The organism is Pseudomonas arcuscaelestis, assembly GCF_016881005.1.
GTDB classification, from domain to species: Bacteria; Pseudomonadota; Gammaproteobacteria; order Pseudomonadales; family Pseudomonadaceae; genus Aquipseudomonas; species Aquipseudomonas arcuscaelestis.
Window position 1 is genome coordinate 89,594 of sequence record NZ_JACOPV010000015.1, and the last position, 15,565, is coordinate 105,158.

The following is a 15,565-nucleotide window of genomic DNA, read 5'->3' on the forward strand; positions in this document are numbered from 1 at the left end:
ACACCGGAGAACTCGGCGCACACGAAGGTGCCCCACGTACAATTGCCATAAAGCTTGCACATGTCTTCGATGAGTACGGCCTGTCAAAACCGGTCGTTGAACACCAACGACCCGCCGAGACTAGAGCCCTCATACGGCCATCGCAATGCCACAAGTGCGGCAAAAGTATGATTCGGAAATGGACTACATGGAATCGGGAAATTCTGAAGATTAAGCGCCAAACCATGAACGAAACCTCGCCGATAATCGACAAGTCCTGACCGTTTCCTACAGCAAACAAGCGCTAAGCAGTTGGACATCCTGTGCTAAAGATGGTTATCGGTCTACGTAGGTGGCATTAGTTGGCGTTACAAAACAATGTCGTCGATCAGGTGACCCTCCCTAGGCATGGGCCATCATAGGAGGTCAGTGGAGCGTGCTCAGTTCATGTTCTGCGCAATATACGAAGGGCAACCAAGCCCTCATTTTTTGCTGGGGCGGTTGATGAAACAAGGGCGGTTTTGGGCATTCATGCTGATGTTGGTGATTCTGGCGGGCTGCGCTACCGCGCCGCCGAGGGATCAGGGCAACCTCTGCAATATCTATCGCCAGTACCCTGACTGGTACGAAGATTCGCTAGAGATGCAGAAGCAGTGGGGTACGCCGCAACATGTAGCGATGGCGATCATGAAGCAGGAAAGCAGCTACATCCACGATGCGCTGCCACCGCGCGATTACCTGCTGTGGGTGATTCCGTGGGGGCGTGTCAGCTCGGCCTATGGTTATGCACAGGCTCAGGACCCAGTCTGGGGTGAGTACAAGGCTGGTACGGGTAATGGCGGCTCGCGGGACAACTTCGATGATGCGGTCATGTTCATTGGCTGGTACACCGCAGGTACCCAGCGTCAGTTGGGGATTTCCAAATGGGACACCTACAACCAGTACCTGGCCTACCACGAGGGCCGTGGCGGTTTCAGTCGCGGTAGCTATCGCGCCAAGCCCTGGCTGATGCAGGTCGCGCGCAAGGTGGAGCAGCAGGCCAAGGTTTACGGTGCGCAGCTCAAGCAGTGCCGGGCGGAGCTTGAGGATGATCGCGGCTGGTTTTGATGCTGTCGATGGCTGGGTCCGTACTGGCTGTTAGTTACGGGGTGTTCGGCAGATCGGCCACTACCCAGCGGCTTTGCAGGGCAAACCACAATGTCGCCACGTCGGCGGTACTGTCCATGGATCGGCCGCTGATCGTTTCAATCCGGCGGATGCGATACACCAGCGTTTGCTTGTGCACATGCAAGCGTTTGGCGGCGTGCAGCCACGAGCGGTTTTCTTCGAGAAACACCTGCAGTGTCTGAAGCAAGGCAGTGCCGTGTGCTTGGTCATAGGCATGCAGCGCGCCCAGCACCGAGCGGAAAGCACGCATGGCTTCGTCCGGGGTGCGCGGCAGCCAGGGGGTGTCGGTTTCCAATTCTGCAAAGCAGCACACCCGCCGCTGGGCATGGGTGTGGGCGCAGGCCAGCAGGGCTTCACGCAGCGCTTCTGCACTGCGCTGCAAACTTTGCAGGGGGGCGCTTGAGCCCAGGTTCAGGTCAAGTTGCTCGCTCAGCAACGGCTGCAATCCATCGGCGTGCAGCAGGATGAGTTCTTCACCCTGAATACGTACCAGCAATCGCTCGTTCAGAAGCCTTAGCAGCGTTTCAGTTTTGCCGTGCAGGCCCGGCGCTCGGGCCACGCTGAAAACGGCCTGGTCCAAGGTCAGGCCGGGTAACTGCTCGTGCAGCCTCTGGTTGGCCTGCTCGTGGCCGAGGCGCTGGTGCAGCAGGTCATCTATCAACTCCGAGCCCAGTCGCAAACGGCGTTCACGCTCGGCTTGGCGGCGTTGTACTTCCAGGCCAAGCACCGCGGTTAGGTGATGCAACAGGCCATAGTCGGGCAAGCGATCGCCGGTCACCACCAGCAGGCAACTCTGATCGGTCGACAGTTCAATGCTCAGCGCTTCGCCTTGCGGCAAGGTGTGGCGGCGCAGCATCGGTTGTTGCTCGCCGTGTCGGGGGCGGCTGGCAAGCAGCGCGGTGCGCTGGGTATCGGGCAGGGGGGCGAGTTGTTCGTCCCAGGGCAGGAGTGTTTCGAGCACAAGCACATACAGGCGACATTGAATGTCGGCTTCCAAACGCCCAACCAATGCCGCCAGGCTCAGGCCGGTGATGCTCAGTCTGGCGCTTTCATACACCCGTGCCAGCGCGCTGCGGCGCTGGTATTCCTCTTTCTGGTTGGCATCGATGATTGCTCGGGTCACGGCCGCGAACGGTACGCCGTACTCGGTCAGCATTACCGGAAAACCCAATTGCTGGGCGCAGTCGGCAAGGGCATCGAGGTTGTCGGGCGCCTGCATGTGCTCGCCAATCATCATGCCGGCGATGCCCGCGTCGGCAAGCCGTTGCACATACTCGCGTTGCGCCTGGGGCTCGGCGGGAACGCCAAGGCCGGTGGTCATCAGCACATCGCCTTCTCCCAGCCATTCGCTGGGGTCGGGCAATTCGCAAACGTGAGCCCAGCGCACTTCGCGCTCAAGGCCATCGGCTCCGCTCAAAAGGTGAGAGCGGAGCTCGGGGAGGGCAATCAAGTCACGGATGTGAAGTGACATGCTCAGGCTGCTCCAGTGGGTAACGCAGGGGGCCGGGATCATCCGGCCCGTGAGTCGCGTCATCACCAGCTGGAAGGTAGCATTCCGATGGCGGACAGCACCGCATACACGCCGCTAAAGGCGAAGATTACGATGATGCCGACCTGAATGATTGGATGAGCATACCAGCCACATTTGAACGCAGGTTCTTTATCGCCATGCTTGCGTGCGGCATTGAGCAGCAGTACCGGAATGATGCCCATCAACACGCCGCCGAAGGTACCGGCAAAGTACAGCGCATTGACGAAGCCGCTGACACCCGAATAGGCAAGGATGAAGGGTGGAATCGCCACCACCGCCAGCACCATCAGGCGTTTGCCGCGATGGCTTTCATCGCCTAGACGGAAGTGATCGAAGATGTTGGTGAACAGGCATCCGCCCAGGCCCCAGTACGAGGTGAGCATGGCCAGCAGGGCGAAGGTGTTAGCAACGTAGTAGGCCCACTGGCCCAACGAACGGCCCCAACTGAGGGTGGCAACTTCGCTGAGGTTTTCAGTGCCCACCAGGGCAATGACCGATGCCGGGATAGCGGCCACCAGCACGAAGGTCAGCAGCATGCCGCCGATGATCAGGCGTGGCAGGCGCTTGGGGGTGTCCAGGTTGCCGCGCACAAGTTCAGGTACCAGGAACTGCGCACCGAATACAAAGACCGCCAGGTTGAACACCGGCACCACGTACTGCCACTGGCTTTGCCACAGGTGCATGAGTTGCGTGTCTTCATGCATTACCGTCGCGCCAATCAGCAGGCAGACAATCATCACCATGCCGGCGCTGATCAGCTTTTCCGCCACCCCCAGGGCTTTGAGGCCCAGGTACAGCACCAGGGCTGAGGGGACAAAGAAGATCAGGCTGCCCATCTGCCGACTCAGGCCGAACTGGCCGAAGAAGTCGGTAAGGATATTGCCGCTGCCGGTCATGTAGGCGATCAGCGCGCCATAGCTATTGGCGGCCACGGCAATAAAAATCAGCCAGCCGCCGAACGGCCCGAGGTATTTGCGCGACAGGCCGCTCAGTTGTTTGTTTTCACGGGTGCGCAGGCAGGTTTCGGCCACGTAGAGCATGGTGATAATGCAAAACAGGCAGGTGATGGCCAGGCACGCCAGCAAGGGTATGTAGCCGACCTTGCGCGCGGCGAAGGCCATGCTCAGCACGCCGGCGCCGATGTTCGTGCCGATGATGATGCCGATGGTTTCCATTCGCCCAAGGGCGTGGGCCTTCAGTCCCGAAGGCGCTTCGATAGGTTGTTGTACACCCACTTATTGTTACCTCGTTTTGTATGTGGGAAGCGTGGCCGGTCAACAGCTCACTCAAGAATTACGTAGGTTTTGCGAACAGTTTGCTCAATGGTCCAGGTGCCTTGGGTATTGGCGGGGAAGTACAAGGCGTCTCCGGCGCTAAAGACCACCGGCTCGCCTTGATCGGGTGCGAAGCAGCCACTGCCGCTAACGATGTAGCTGTATTCGGCCTGTGCTACCTGGCGGCGGAAGCTGCCCGGGCTGCATTCCCAAACCCCCGTGGTGCCGCGCCCGTCGGGCAGTTGCTGGTGTGCTGCGGTACGCGCCTGGGCAACGGGTGTGTGCAGGGGGTCGCCGAGGGCGGTTGCCTCGCCAAAGGTCAGCGGAGCATGGGTGGCAATACGAACGATCGACATGATTGAAGTCCTCAGGCTTTGTCTTCGAGTCCGGCCGGCGCAAGGCTGGCCAGAAAGCGGTCCAGGGCGGCAGGCGCAGCGCCGGCCAGTTCCGAACGTTCTTTGCGGATGACGGCGTTGCGCACCAACGAGCCGCCCCAGTAGCGGATAGGCTCGGGCGGAAAGGTGCGGCAGTTGCGCTCAACCAGCGGGCAATTGCTCCAGGCGTCTGCACGGCCCAGGGCCAGGCTTGCCAGAATGCGCCCACCCAGGCGACTGGGGCCGACACCGTTACCGCTCCAGCCAATGCCGTAATGAATGTTGTCGTGGGCGTTCAAGCGCCCGAACACCGGCAAGCTGTCGTATGTTCTGTCGATAGGGCCGGACCATTGCGCGGCAATCGATGCTTTACCGAGCATGGGGTAGGTGCGGCGCAGGTCGGCCTCGGTCAGCGCCAGACTGGCAGCATCTTCGCTGAACACTTCGCCAATTTTTGAACCGAAACTCAGAGCGCCAGTGCCTTTGCCGAAGGCGATACGGCCGTCGCGGGTGGTGCGGTAGTAATCCACCATCAGTTGTGAGTCGGTGATGGCCTCGCCACCGGTCCAGCCGATGTCGGCCAAACGCTGTGGCATCGCTTCGGTGGTCACGATGGAGCTGTTGACCGGCACAATCAGCTTCGCCAGTGCCGGGATCGTTGCCGCCCAGGCGTTGACGGCCAGCACCACAGAGCGGGCCCGCAGGTTAGCCTGGGCGGTTTTCACCAAGGCGGGTTGGCCAGGTTCAATGTCACTCACACCCGTGCCTTCGTGAATCTCAACGCCCATGGCCAACGCCACGCGGCGCATGCCTTCGACCAGCAGCGCGGGCTGTACTGTGGCATTGCTACGCTCGAATACACCGGCCAGGTGCACCGCTGACCCGGTGCGCTGCGCTACTTCCTTGGCATCAAGTCGCTCGAAAGGCTGCACGCCCAAACGTTCGCAGGCTGCGAGGGTGCCGTTCCAGGTGTCGATATGTTGCGAAGTAGTTGCCGTCCACAACCAGCCGCTTTGCTGAAAATGGGCGTTGATGCCATGGCGTTTGCAGAATTCGCCCAGCTCTGTGATGGCTTGCTCGGCACTGTTGCCGAGGAACAGGGCTTGCTCTTCGTTGCAAAAGCCGCGCAGGGTGCCGATCTTCGGCCACCATGACATGACGAAACCACCATTGCGCCCGGAAGCGCCGCCGCCGCACACATGCTGTTCAAGCACCATGACGCGGGCGTCCGGTTCAAGCTCCTTGATGGTCATGGCCGTCCACAGCCCGACAAAACCACCGCCGATAATCACCACATCCGCGTCATGGTTGCCTGTGAGTGGGGCTGTTCTGTTGGCGAGCAGATCGGTGGCTGACATCCAGTGGCTGGGTTTCAGCGGAGGGGTAAGCGTTAGTTTCATTGTGAGCCCCTGGCTAGTGGAATGTGGGCCAGTGTCAACGGGGGCATGCGGTGCGACAATTAGACGCTTTTAGGAATTAGTACCGGGTGCTCATACGATCGTACGAAGCCATGTTGCACCGGCAGTGGTGGGCGTGCCTCGCGGCAATGTTGCTGGCTCACCGTAAAGCCAGGCGTTGCTGCCGCTTCACGCCAGATAGCAGAGCACGTTAATCCCAGTAATCAGCACTAAATTACCTATTATGTGTTGAAAATAGAGGTAATAAGAACTTTATTGCCGACTAACGACCGGTGCGCTATATTAAGCAGTACTAAAGTACCGACTTTCGAGGGCCTCATGGCAGAGCAACTTACTCTACAAACCTACGTAGAGGGACGATGGCATGACGCTTTGATTCTTACCGCTCAAAATGGTACGCGTGTGGCTGAAGGGCGCTGTTCCGCTGCCTATGACCAAGGCTATTTGCTGGCGTTCATCGAAAGCATTGAGTCCATTTTCGAGCCCGCGGTAAGTGTGAATCTACCGTTGAGCTGGACGAACACGGACACCGTCGGCTATCCGGCATTTGTCTATGACATCGTCCCCGCCGGTGCAGCGCGCAGATCCCTCGAAGCGCGTTTCGGGCACGAGAAGCCTGAGGGAATGGACATGGAGTTGTTCCTGTTCAAACGGTGCACGCCGGCGCCCATTGGCCATTTACGGATCAAAGAGTCGGCCGAACTGATCGACTCCGCCAGAGACATAGCCTTTGCTCGGCAAAACGTCGTAGAGCGATCCAACGATTTTCTCGAATACGCGTATGAACTAGGTGCGGCAATGGGCGGTGCAACGGGTGCTCAGGGAGAGGCGCCGAAGTTGCTCATGACCGAGGATGTGGATGGCGGTTTGCACGCTGATGCAGTGCTCGCAGACAACCAGGCTTATCGTCACTGGCTGGTGAAGTTCGCTCGCAACAAAGTCACCGAGCGCGACAGAGACATCCTGCGTGCCGAGTTCCATTATTATCGGGCGATTGCGGCACTGGGCCTTGATACCGTCTCAACCAATGGGTTGGCGCTGGAGGAAGCCGAGAAACCGAGTCTTTGGATGCCGCGCTTCGATAGATGTGTAGAGGACGGCAAGGTAGAGCGCATCGCAATGGAGTCGATCTATTCAGTGTGCGCAAATACCGTGCCTGGCTCTGCTATGAGGCATGAAAACGTGATAAAGCGCCTGTGCCAGTTGTGGAAAGCCAATCAGCAAGCTGATGAGATCGAAGACCTTGTTTTCGAATACGTACGTCGCGATCTGCTCAACCGAATTTTGGGCAACTCTGACAACCATGGCCGCAATGCATCGATCTTTCATCACAAGGGTCGGCTGCAACTGGCACCTATCTATGACCTGGCACCGATGGTGCTTGATCCTGAAGGCGTTACTCGAGTAACAAAGTGGCAGAGTGAGCGCGCTGGCGCCCCTGATTGGCACTCTGTGTGCGCCTCATTTGATGGCCTGCTCGACTCGAATTACCTGATGAGCCGATTAAGGCGTGCAGCTGAGGATTTCCGTGCGCTTCCTGGTCTGCTCAGCGAGATGCCGGAGAGTGTACGTACCGCGCAGTCAATTCCTTTGAACAATTTGGATGTCCGTTTAGGTGAATGGGGGCTGCGATGAAAACCATCTCGATCGAAGAACGCCAGAGGCTGATTGAGGACATCACGCAGCAGAATATAACCGGCCGGGAAACCCTGGGGGTTTCGATTCGTCGCTTGCGCGTCGAGGTGACCGGGCTCGATCAGGCGACTTTTGCCACTATGTGCAAAATGTCGACGAAAGCGCTTTATCAGTTGGAAACTGACAGGGGTAATCCCACGATCAATACACTCAATGGCATTTTGCGCATCTTCGGCATGAGGATGACCTTAGGCGCAATCATCAGTGCCCCGACCCAAGGCACGCAAGAGCAGGTGATTATCAAGAAGCGCGGTGCCCGGCCAGGGTTACGAAAAGCCAGCGCCTAAGTGAGAGCCTTGCGTCCAACCGAACAACTCACACGCATTATGCGTACTCACCTCGGCCAAGCGCTGCGGCGTAATGCCGATTATTTGCGCCAGTGCCACGGCGATGTGTGGCAAATGCTCCGGGCTGTTGCGTAGGCCTGCGAACATTGCCGGGGCCATGTCCGGGGCGTCGGTCTCCAGTACCAGGCTTTCCAGCGCCAGTTGCGGCAGCACTTTGTGCAGGCGCAAGGCTTGCGGCCAGGTTGCGGCACCGCCCAGGCCCAGTTTGAAGCCAAGCTTGTGGTATTCGCGGGCCTCCTCAACGCTGCCGGCAAACGCATGGATGATGCCGCCGCGCTGGAGTTTGTAGCGTTTGAGGGTGGCAATTACGGCGGCGTGACTGCGCCGCACGTGGAGCAGGGCGGGCAGGTTGAAGTCGACGGCCAGTTGCAGTTGCCCTTCAAACCAATGCTGCTGGCGCTCGCGGTCAAGCTCGGGCAGGTAATAGTCCAGGCCAAATTCGCCCACCGCGCACAGTTGGCGCTCGCCACGCAGGCGGCTCAACCAGTCGCCCAGCTCCTGCAGGTGTTGCGGGCGATGCTGGTCGAGGTACACCGGGTGCAGGCCGAAAGCGGCGTACAGGTTGGGGTCGCTGCTGACCAGCTCCCATACCCGCTGCCAGTTGTTCTGGTACACGCCCAGCACCACCATGCGTTCGACACCCGCGGCCCTGGCGTTGGCCAACAGCGCCGTACGGTCAGGGTCGAAGTCTGGAAAATCCAGATGGGTGTGGGTGTCGATCAGGCGCATGTTCAGGCCTTGATGATTCGCTGTTTGAAGGTTCGACTTACGGCATGTACGCCGGGTTCGTACTGTTTTTCTTCCACGGCGGCCAGGGCCAGTTTCAGTGCGGTTTCAGCCATTACCCCATGCTGCTGGGCCATGGCGTTGACCGGCAGCGGCAGGAAGTCGAGCAACTGGTTGTCACCAAAGGTGCCCAGTTGCAGGCTGCGCGAGTCGGCCGGACGCGTTTGCAGTACGTCGAACACGCCTTGCAGCAGCACGTAGGAGGTGGTGATCAGGGCATCGGGCAAGCCGCCCAGCTCGCTGAGCAATTGGTTCATCAGGCGTTGGCCGCATTCGCGGCTGAAGGCTTCGCCTTGGTAATGGCTGACGTTGCCGTTGAAGCCTTGCAAGGCTTCATCGAAGCCGCCTGCGCGTGCCTGGCTGACGCTCAGTTCCGGGCGGGCGCCAATCAGGGCAATGTGCGCCGGCTTGCTGGCGAGCAGGCTGCGGGTCAGTTGCAGGCTGGCGTTGCGGTCGTCGCTGACCACCGAGCAGAAGTGCTCCGGGTCCAGGCTACGGTCGATGGCGATAATCGGCAGACCCTTGGCCTGCAACTGGCGATAGCTGTCGTCACCGGCCGGCAGGCAGCTGGCAACGAACAGTGCATCGCAGCGACGGGCGCGAAACAGCTGCTGCAACTGGCGCTCGCTGTCTGGCTGGTCGTCGCTGCTGGCAATCAGCAGTTGATAACCCTTGGCCCGCGCACCTTGTTCCAGCTGCTTGGCAATGCGTGCGTAGCTGGGGTTTTCCAGGTCCGGGAGGATGAATCCCAGGGTCTTGGTGTGACGGCTACGCAAGCCTGCCGCCTGCGGGTTGGGGGTGAAGCCATGGGCTTCAACCACCGCGCGCACGCGCTCTACCGTACTGCTGCTGATACGTTGCTGTTCGGCCTTGCCATTGATGACATAGCTGGCAGTGGTTACGGACACACCGGCCAGACGGGCGATATCGCTGAGTTTCACCGCAAATTCCTTGTTATACCGGGGCTGCTTGCACAGCCTGACCGGGAATTGTCGCCGATCCTGTGTTCACGGCGCAGACGACCATTGTCGCAATTGTCCGACAAGATGGGGCTTCATTGATCGAAGATTATCGAGTAACGTGCTCACAATTACAGATTAAACGTTTCAGCAGGCGACTTTTCTGCCGAACCACCGCCTGCCGTGGGCCGCGAGCAACTGGCCCTATGCTGAAAAATTCACAACAATACCTCAGCACCCACTTGGTGCTGTAAAGGAGAAGGTCATGCTCGAGCTCACTGTGGAGCAGATATCCATGGGCCAGACGGCTGTGGATAAGTCGGCGGCGCTGCAGCTTCTGGCCGAGCACCTGGTCAGTGACGGCCTGGTTGCCGAGGGTTACCTGGCCGGCCTGCAAGCCCGCGAGGCGCAGGGCTCGACCTTTCTTGGCCAAGGTATTGCGATTCCCCACGGCACCCCGCAAACCCGCGACCAGGTTTTTACCACGGGTGTGCGCCTGTTGCAGTTTCCCGACGGCGTGGACTGGGGTGATGGCCATCGGGTGTACCTGGCGATCGGTATCGCCGCCCGCTCCGATGAACACCTGCGTTTGCTGCAACTGCTCACCCGCGCCCTGGGTGAAACCGATCTGGCCGAGGCGTTGCGCCGGGCGAGTTCTGCCGAGGCCCTGCTGAAGTTGCTGCAAGGCGCCCCGCAGGAACTGGCCCTGGATGCACAAATGATTGGCCTGGGCGTGCCCGCTGAAGACTTTGACGAACTGGTCTGGCGGGCTGCGCGTTTGTTGCACCGCGCTGAATGTGTGAACGGCAGCTTTGCCGGGGTGTTGCACAAGGTCGAGCCGCTGCCGCTGGGCGAAGGCTTGTGGTGGCTGCATAGCGAGCAGGCTGTGCGTCAGCCAGGGCTGGCGTTTGTTACGCCACAACAACCACTGCGTTATCGCGACCAGCCGCTGCTGGGGCTGTTTTGCCTGGCCAGCCTGGGCGCTGCGCATCAGGCGTTGCTTGAGCGTTTATGCTCGCTGTTGATAGAAGGCCGCGGTCAGGAACTGGGCCGTGCCACCAGCAGCCGTGCAGTGCTGGAAGTGTTGGGGGGCGAGTTGCCAGCCGACTGGCCGAGCGTACGCATTGGCCTTGCCAACGCCCATGGCTTGCACGCGCGTCCGGCCAAGGTGCTGGCGCAATTGGCCAAGGCCTTTGAGGGCGAAATTCGCCTGCGTGTGCTCGACAGCGGCCAGCCGGCCGTGTCGGCCAAAAGCCTGAGCAAGTTGCTCAGCCTCGGCGTTCGACGAGGTCAGGTGCTGGAGATTATCGCCGAGCCGAGTGTCGCCGCCGATGCTCTGCCAGCCCTGCAGGCGGCTATCGAGGAAGGCTTGGGTGAGGACGTCGAGGCGCTGGCGACGGTGGTTGAAGCCGTGCCGGCGCCACTGGCCGAACCTGAACTGCTCGCCCCTGTGGCGGGTGCGGTGATTCAGGGCGTGGCTGCTGCGCCCGGCATCGCCAGTGGCCCGGCGCATATTCAGGTCGTGCGTGAATTCGACTATCCCCTGCGCGGTGAGTCGCTGCCAATTGAACGCCAGCGTTTGCAGCAGGCGCTGGCGACGGTCAATGCAGAGATCGAAGCGCTGATTCAGCGCAGCCAGGCCAAGGCCATTGGCGAAATTTTCATCACCCACCAGGAAATGCTTGCCGACCCCGAACTCAGCGACGAAGTCGATCAGCGTCTGCGCCAGGGCGAGAGTGCGCCAGCGGCCTGGATGGCCGTGATCGACGCGGCGGCGCGTCAGCAGGAAGCCCTGCACGATGCCTTGCTGGCCGAGCGGGCTGCCGACCTGCGCGACATTGGTCGGCGGGTGTTGGCGCAGCTCTGTGGTGAAGCGGATGCGCCAGTGCCAGAGCAAGCTTATGTGTTGGTGATGGAGGAGGTGGGACCGTCGGATGTTGCCCGTCTCGACCCAACCCGCGTCGCCGCGATTCTTACCGCGCGTGGTGGGGCCACCGCCCATAGCGCAATTGTCGCCCGCGCGCTCGGCATTCCGGCGGTGGTCGGGGCTGGCGATGCGGTATTGCTGATTGCTCCGGACACCACGTTGTTGCTCGATGGTCAGCGCGGGCGCCTGCAGGTGGCGCCGCCCGCCGATGAGTTGCAGCGCGCTCTGGCTGAACGCGAACGCCGCGAGCAGCGCTTGCAACAGGCTCGAGAGCATCGCCTGGAGCCGGCAGTCACCCGCGATGGGCATGCCATCGAAGTGTTCGCCAACATTGGCGATAGCAAAGGCATTGATGCCGTGGTTGATCACGGCGCCGAAGGTGTTGGCCTGCTGCGCACCGAACTGATTTTCATGGCCCACCAGCAAGCCCCGGATGAGGCCCTGCAAGAGGCCGAGTATCGGCGGGTGCTCGATGGGCTGAAGGGACGGCCACTGGTGGTGCGCACCCTGGATGTGGGCGGCGACAAACCGTTGCCGTATTGGCCGATTGCCAAGGAAGAGAACCCGTTTCTCGGTGTGCGCGGTATTCGCCTTACCCTGCAACGTCCGCAGGTAATGGAAAGTCAGTTACGGGCGTTGTTGCGCGCCGCTGATGATCGTCCGCTGCGCATCATGTTTCCGATGGTCGGCCAGCTTGAAGAGTGGCAACAGGCCAAGGCGATGGTCGATCGCTTGCGCGAAGAAATCAGCGTCACTGATTTGCAGGTCGGCATCATGATCGAGGTGCCATCGGCGGCGCTGCTGGCGCCAGTGCTGGCCCGCGAGGTGGACTTCTTCAGCATTGGCACCAACGACCTGACCCAATACACCTTGGCCATCGACCGTGGTCACCCCAGCCTTTCGGCCCAGGCCGATGGCTTGCACCCGGCGGTGTTGCAACTGATCGACATCACCGTGCGTGCCGCCCATGCCCATGGCAAGTGGGTGGGCGTGTGCGGTGAGCTGGCGGCGGACCCGCAGGCGGTTGCAGTGTTGTTGGGGTTAGGTGTCGATGAACTGAGCATTGCTGCGCGCAGCATTGCCGAGGTCAAGGCCCAGGTCCGTGAACTGAATTATGAACACGCCCGGCAGCTTGCCCAGCAAGCGCTGCTACAGGGCAGTGCCAGCGCCGTACGCGCGTTGGTGGAGAAAAACTGAATGGCCAAGATACTCACCCTTACCCTCAACCCGGCGCTGGATCTCACGGTTAGCCTGGAGACTCTGCACAGTGGTGTGGTCAACCGCAGCCAGGCCCAGCACAGCCATGCGGCGGGCAAGGGCCTGAATGTTGCGCAGGTGCTGGCGGACCTTGGCCACAGCGTTACCGTCGGCGGCTTTCTGGGGGCCGATAATCTTCAGCCTTTTGAAAGCCTGATCGCCCGGCGTGGCTTTGCCGACTGCTTTGTCCGCGTACCGGGGGAAACCCGGTGCAACATCAAGCTGGTCGAAGCCGACGGTCGTGTCACCGATATCAACGGTCCGGGACCGCAGGTGGATGCCCACGCCTGTGAGCAATTGCTGAGCAAGCTCAGCCACATTGCTCCCGGTCACGACGCCGTGGTGGTCGCAGGCAGTCTGCCGCGTGGGCTCAGCCCGCAGTGGCTGCAGCAACTGCTCGCGCAGCTCAAGGCCATGGGCCTGAAGGTGGCGTTGGACAGCAGCGGTGAAGCCCTGCGAGAAGGGCTGAAAAGTGCGCCCTGGCTGGTCAAGCCCAATACCGATGAGTTGGGTGAAGTGCTGGGCAGCAGCGTGCACTCTTTTGCCGAGCAACACGCAGCGGCCGGCCAACTGCTTGCCCAGGGTGTGGAGCATGTTGTGGTTTCCCAGGGGGAGCATGGGGTCAATTGGTTCCAGGCAGGCGGGGCGCTTACCGCGGTGCCGCCAACGGTCAAGGTGGCCAGCACGGTCGGTGCCGGTGATTCACTGTTGGCGGGCATGGTTCATGGCTTGCTCAGCGCAACCACTGGCGAACACACCTTGCGCCTGGCCACTGCGATTGCCGCCCAGGCGGTAACCCAGATCGGTTTTGGCATCAACGACCGCGCCCAGCTGGCGCAGTTGGAGTGCGACGTGCGTGTGGGCCAGCCACAACAAGAGGGTTGCAGATGAACATTGCCATCGTCACCGCTTGCCCAAACGGCCAGGTTTCCAGTGTGCTCAGTGCGCGTTTGCTGGCAGCCGCTGCCCAGCGTTTGGGCTGGAGCACCAGTGTTGAAGTGCATGACCCACAGAATCCGCAGCAGCAATTGTCTGCAGCGGTGATTGCTGCTGCAGACTGGGTGCTGGTGGTCAACAGTGGCCCGTTGGATTTGCAACGCTTTGCCGGAAAGCGCTTGTTCCAAAGCACCCCGGCCCAGGCGCTCAGCGATGTTCAGCACTTTTTGCGCCAGGCGGCGGAGCAGGCAGATGTTTACCAGCCGCTTGCCGATGCCCCGCCCGAGGCTGGCGAACGCAGCGCAAAAATTGTCGCCATCACCGCCTGCCCAACCGGCGTGGCCCACACCTTTATGGCGGCCGAAGCCTTGCAACAGGCAGCGCAGCAGCTGGGTTACCAACTGACCGTGGAAACGCAGGGCTCGGTCGGTGCGCGCAATCCATTGCCGCCTGCCGCGATTGCCGAGGCCGATGTGGTGGTGTTGGCCGCAGACATCGAGGTGCCTACCGAACGTTTCGCCGGTAAGCGTATTTATCGCTGTGGCACAGGCGTGGCCTTGAAGCAGGCCCAGGCCACGCTTAACAAAGCCCTGGCCGAAGGCCGCGAGGAGTCGGCGGCGCAAGGCGCCAATAGTGCGGCTGCGCGCAGCGAAAAAACCGGGGTGTACAAGCATTTGCTCACCGGGGTTTCGTTCATGCTGCCGATGGTGGTGGCGGGCGGTTTGTTGATCGCCTTGTCATTCGTGTTCGGTATCGAGGCCTTCAAGGAGCCTGGTACCTTGCCCGCTGCGTTGATGCAGATCGGCGGCGAGGCGGCGTTCAAACTCATGGTGCCGTTGCTGGCAGGCTACATTGCCTACTCGATTGCCGACCGTCCGGGGCTGGCGCCGGGCATGATCGGTGGGTTGCTGGCGAGTACCCTGGGCGCCGGCTTTATCGGCGGCATCGTCGCAGGCTTTCTGGCCGGTTACAGCGCCAAGGCCATCAGCCGCTGGGTGCGTTTACCCACCAGCCTGGATGCGCTCAAGCCAATTCTGATCATTCCCTTGCTGGCCAGTCTGTTCACCGGTCTTGTGATGATCTACGTGGTTGGCAAGCCAGTGGCGGGCATGCTCGAAGGCCTTACGCACTTTCTCGACAGTATGGGCACCACTAACGCCATTCTGCTCGGCGTGCTGCTGGGCGGGATGATGTGCGTCGATCTGGGCGGCCCGATCAACAAGGCGGCGTATGCGTTTTCGGTGGGCCTGCTGGCCTCGCAGAGCTATGCACCGATGGCGGCAACCATGGCCGCCGGCATGGTGCCGCCCATAGGCCTGGGCATTGCTAGTTTCATTGCCCGGCGCAAGTTCGCCCAGAGCGAACGCGAAGCGGGCAAGGCCGCTTTTGTGTTGGGCTTGTGCTTCATCTCGGAGGGGGCGATTCCCTTTGCCGCCAAAGATCCGCTGCGGGTGATTCCAGCCAGCATTGCCGGGGGCGCACTGACTGGCGCGTTGTCGATGTACTTCGGCTGCAAGCTGATGGCGCCGCATGGCGGGTTGTTCGTTATGCTCATCCCTAACGCCATCAACCATGCCTTGCTGTACTTGCTGGCAATTGTGGCGGGTAGCCTGCTCACGGCGGTGGTTTATGCCGTGCTCAAGCGCAGCGAAGGGGTGGAATTGGCCGTGCAACCGGTCAAGGTTTAGGTTCGCTGGGCGCGGCGCAAGGGCACCAGCAGATCGCCCAGGCCGTTGTGGTCGATCTCGTGCATCAGCGCCAGCAGCCCGCCAAGTTCGCCATGGGGAAAGCCCTGGCGAGCGAACCAGGCCAGGTAATGGCCGGGGAGGTCGGCGATCAGCCGGCCTTTGTATTTGCCGAACGGCATTTCGCGGGTAACCAGCAGTTTGAGCGTTTCAGGATTCATGCCATGGAG

Annotated in this window: 13 protein-coding genes; 6 read left to right on the plus strand and 7 right to left on the minus strand. The window is 60.9% G+C overall.

Annotation, left to right across the window (positions count from 1 at the left end):
* Window positions 1-483 precede the first annotated feature (483 nt).
* Window positions 484-1,086 (plus strand): transglycosylase SLT domain-containing protein, encoded by a 603-nt coding sequence (locus H8F21_RS22335; protein WP_203479421.1) that lies wholly within the window; start codon window positions 484-486, stop codon window positions 1,084-1,086.
* Window positions 1,087-1,120: 34 nt separating this feature from the next.
* On the opposite strand, the gene H8F21_RS22340 is transcribed toward H8F21_RS22335, so the two are convergent.
* The 4 genes from H8F21_RS22340 to H8F21_RS22355 form a co-directional block, all read right to left on the minus strand.
* A complete protein-coding gene (locus H8F21_RS22340; protein ID WP_203585356.1) occupies window positions 1,121-2,617 on the minus strand; it encodes a PucR family transcriptional regulator in 1,497 nt (498 codons plus the stop codon).
* 62 nt (window positions 2,618-2,679) lie between these two features.
* Complete coding sequence (locus H8F21_RS22345) at window positions 2,680-3,852, minus strand: aromatic amino acid transport family protein (protein ID WP_236043175.1); 1,173 nt, start codon at window positions 3,850-3,852, stop codon at window positions 2,680-2,682.
* Window positions 3,853-3,959: 107 nt separating this feature from the next.
* On the minus strand, window positions 3,960-4,307 hold the full coding sequence (locus tag H8F21_RS22350) for a cupin domain-containing protein (RefSeq protein ID WP_203585357.1): 348 nt from the start codon (window positions 4,305-4,307) through the stop codon (window positions 3,960-3,962).
* 11 nt (window positions 4,308-4,318) lie between these two features.
* A complete protein-coding gene (locus H8F21_RS22355; RefSeq protein ID WP_203585358.1) occupies window positions 4,319-5,725 on the minus strand; it encodes an NAD(P)/FAD-dependent oxidoreductase in 1,407 nt (468 codons plus the stop codon).
* A gap of 336 nt (window positions 5,726-6,061) precedes the next feature.
* On the opposite strand from H8F21_RS22355, the gene H8F21_RS22360 reads away from it, so the two are divergent.
* Both H8F21_RS22360 and H8F21_RS22365 read left to right on the plus strand, forming a co-directional pair.
* Window positions 6,062-7,378: a type II toxin-antitoxin system HipA family toxin gene (locus tag H8F21_RS22360; protein WP_203585359.1), complete on the plus strand. Its 1,317-nt coding sequence runs from the start codon at window positions 6,062-6,064 to the stop codon at window positions 7,376-7,378.
* A complete protein-coding gene (locus tag H8F21_RS22365; RefSeq protein WP_203585360.1) occupies window positions 7,375-7,725 on the plus strand; it encodes a helix-turn-helix domain-containing protein in 351 nt (116 codons plus the stop codon). The genes H8F21_RS22360 and H8F21_RS22365 overlap by 4 nt, the downstream gene beginning before the upstream one ends.
* Here the strand turns inward: H8F21_RS22365 and H8F21_RS22370 are convergent.
* A complete protein-coding gene (locus tag H8F21_RS22370; protein ID WP_203585361.1) occupies window positions 7,705-8,514 on the minus strand; it encodes a TatD family hydrolase in 810 nt (269 codons plus the stop codon). The two genes, H8F21_RS22365 and H8F21_RS22370, sit on opposite strands and share 21 nt — an antisense overlap.
* A gap of 2 nt (window positions 8,515-8,516) precedes the next feature.
* Window positions 8,517-9,512, minus strand: a complete 996-nt coding sequence (cra, locus tag H8F21_RS22375) for a catabolite repressor/activator (protein ID WP_203585362.1) — start codon at window positions 9,510-9,512, stop codon at window positions 8,517-8,519.
* Between the two features lie 283 nt (window positions 9,513-9,795).
* Here cra and ptsP point away from each other — a divergent pair, with 283 nt between their 5' ends.
* From ptsP to H8F21_RS22390, 3 genes are read left to right on the plus strand one after another with little or no spacing between them, the layout of a single operon-like run.
* Window positions 9,796-12,654 (plus strand): phosphoenolpyruvate--protein phosphotransferase, encoded by a 2,859-nt coding sequence (gene ptsP / locus H8F21_RS22380; protein WP_203585363.1) that lies wholly within the window; start codon window positions 9,796-9,798, stop codon window positions 12,652-12,654.
* Entirely contained in the window at window positions 12,655-13,605 is a 951-nt protein-coding gene (gene pfkB, locus H8F21_RS22385; RefSeq protein WP_136474591.1) for a 1-phosphofructokinase, read from the plus strand.
* The gene (locus H8F21_RS22390; protein ID WP_203585364.1) at window positions 13,602-15,338 is read left to right on the plus strand and encodes a PTS fructose-like transporter subunit IIB; all 1,737 of its coding nucleotides are present in this window, start codon (window positions 13,602-13,604) and stop codon (window positions 15,336-15,338) included. Before pfkB ends, H8F21_RS22390 begins: the two co-directional genes overlap by 4 nt.
* Here H8F21_RS22390 and H8F21_RS22395 read toward each other — a convergent pair.
* Window positions 15,335-15,556: a DUF3820 family protein gene (locus H8F21_RS22395; protein ID WP_203479433.1), complete on the minus strand. Its 222-nt coding sequence runs from the start codon at window positions 15,554-15,556 to the stop codon at window positions 15,335-15,337. The genes H8F21_RS22390 and H8F21_RS22395 overlap by 4 nt on opposite strands.
* Between the last annotated feature and the right edge of the window lie 9 nt (window positions 15,557-15,565).

Bases quoted from the DNA above. Each gene is read 5' to 3' on its own strand.
- H8F21_RS22335 (WP_203479421.1), top strand. From the start codon at position 484: ATGAAACAAGGGCGGTTTTGGGCATTCATGCTGATGTTGGTGATTCTG.
- H8F21_RS22340 (WP_203585356.1), bottom strand. From the start codon at position 2,617: ATGTCACTTCACATCCGTGACTTGATTGCCCTCCCCGAGCTCCGCTCT.
- H8F21_RS22345 (WP_236043175.1), bottom strand. From the start codon at position 3,852: ATGGAAACCATCGGCATCATCATCGGCACGAACATCGGCGCCGGCGTG.
- H8F21_RS22350 (WP_203585357.1), bottom strand. From the start codon at position 4,307: ATGTCGATCGTTCGTATTGCCACCCATGCTCCGCTGACCTTTGGCGAG.
- H8F21_RS22355 (WP_203585358.1), bottom strand. From the start codon at position 5,725: ATGAAACTAACGCTTACCCCTCCGCTGAAACCCAGCCACTGGATGTCA.
- H8F21_RS22360 (WP_203585359.1), top strand. From the start codon at position 6,062: ATGGCAGAGCAACTTACTCTACAAACCTACGTAGAGGGACGATGGCAT.
- H8F21_RS22365 (WP_203585360.1), top strand. From the start codon at position 7,375: ATGAAAACCATCTCGATCGAAGAACGCCAGAGGCTGATTGAGGACATC.
- H8F21_RS22370 (WP_203585361.1), bottom strand. From the start codon at position 8,514: ATGCGCCTGATCGACACCCACACCCATCTGGATTTTCCAGACTTCGAC.
- ptsP (WP_203585363.1), top strand. From the start codon at position 9,796: ATGCTCGAGCTCACTGTGGAGCAGATATCCATGGGCCAGACGGCTGTG.
- pfkB (WP_136474591.1), top strand. From the start codon at position 12,655: ATGGCCAAGATACTCACCCTTACCCTCAACCCGGCGCTGGATCTCACG.
- H8F21_RS22390 (WP_203585364.1), top strand. From the start codon at position 13,602: ATGAACATTGCCATCGTCACCGCTTGCCCAAACGGCCAGGTTTCCAGT.
- H8F21_RS22395 (WP_203479433.1), bottom strand. From the start codon at position 15,556: ATGAATCCTGAAACGCTCAAACTGCTGGTTACCCGCGAAATGCCGTTC.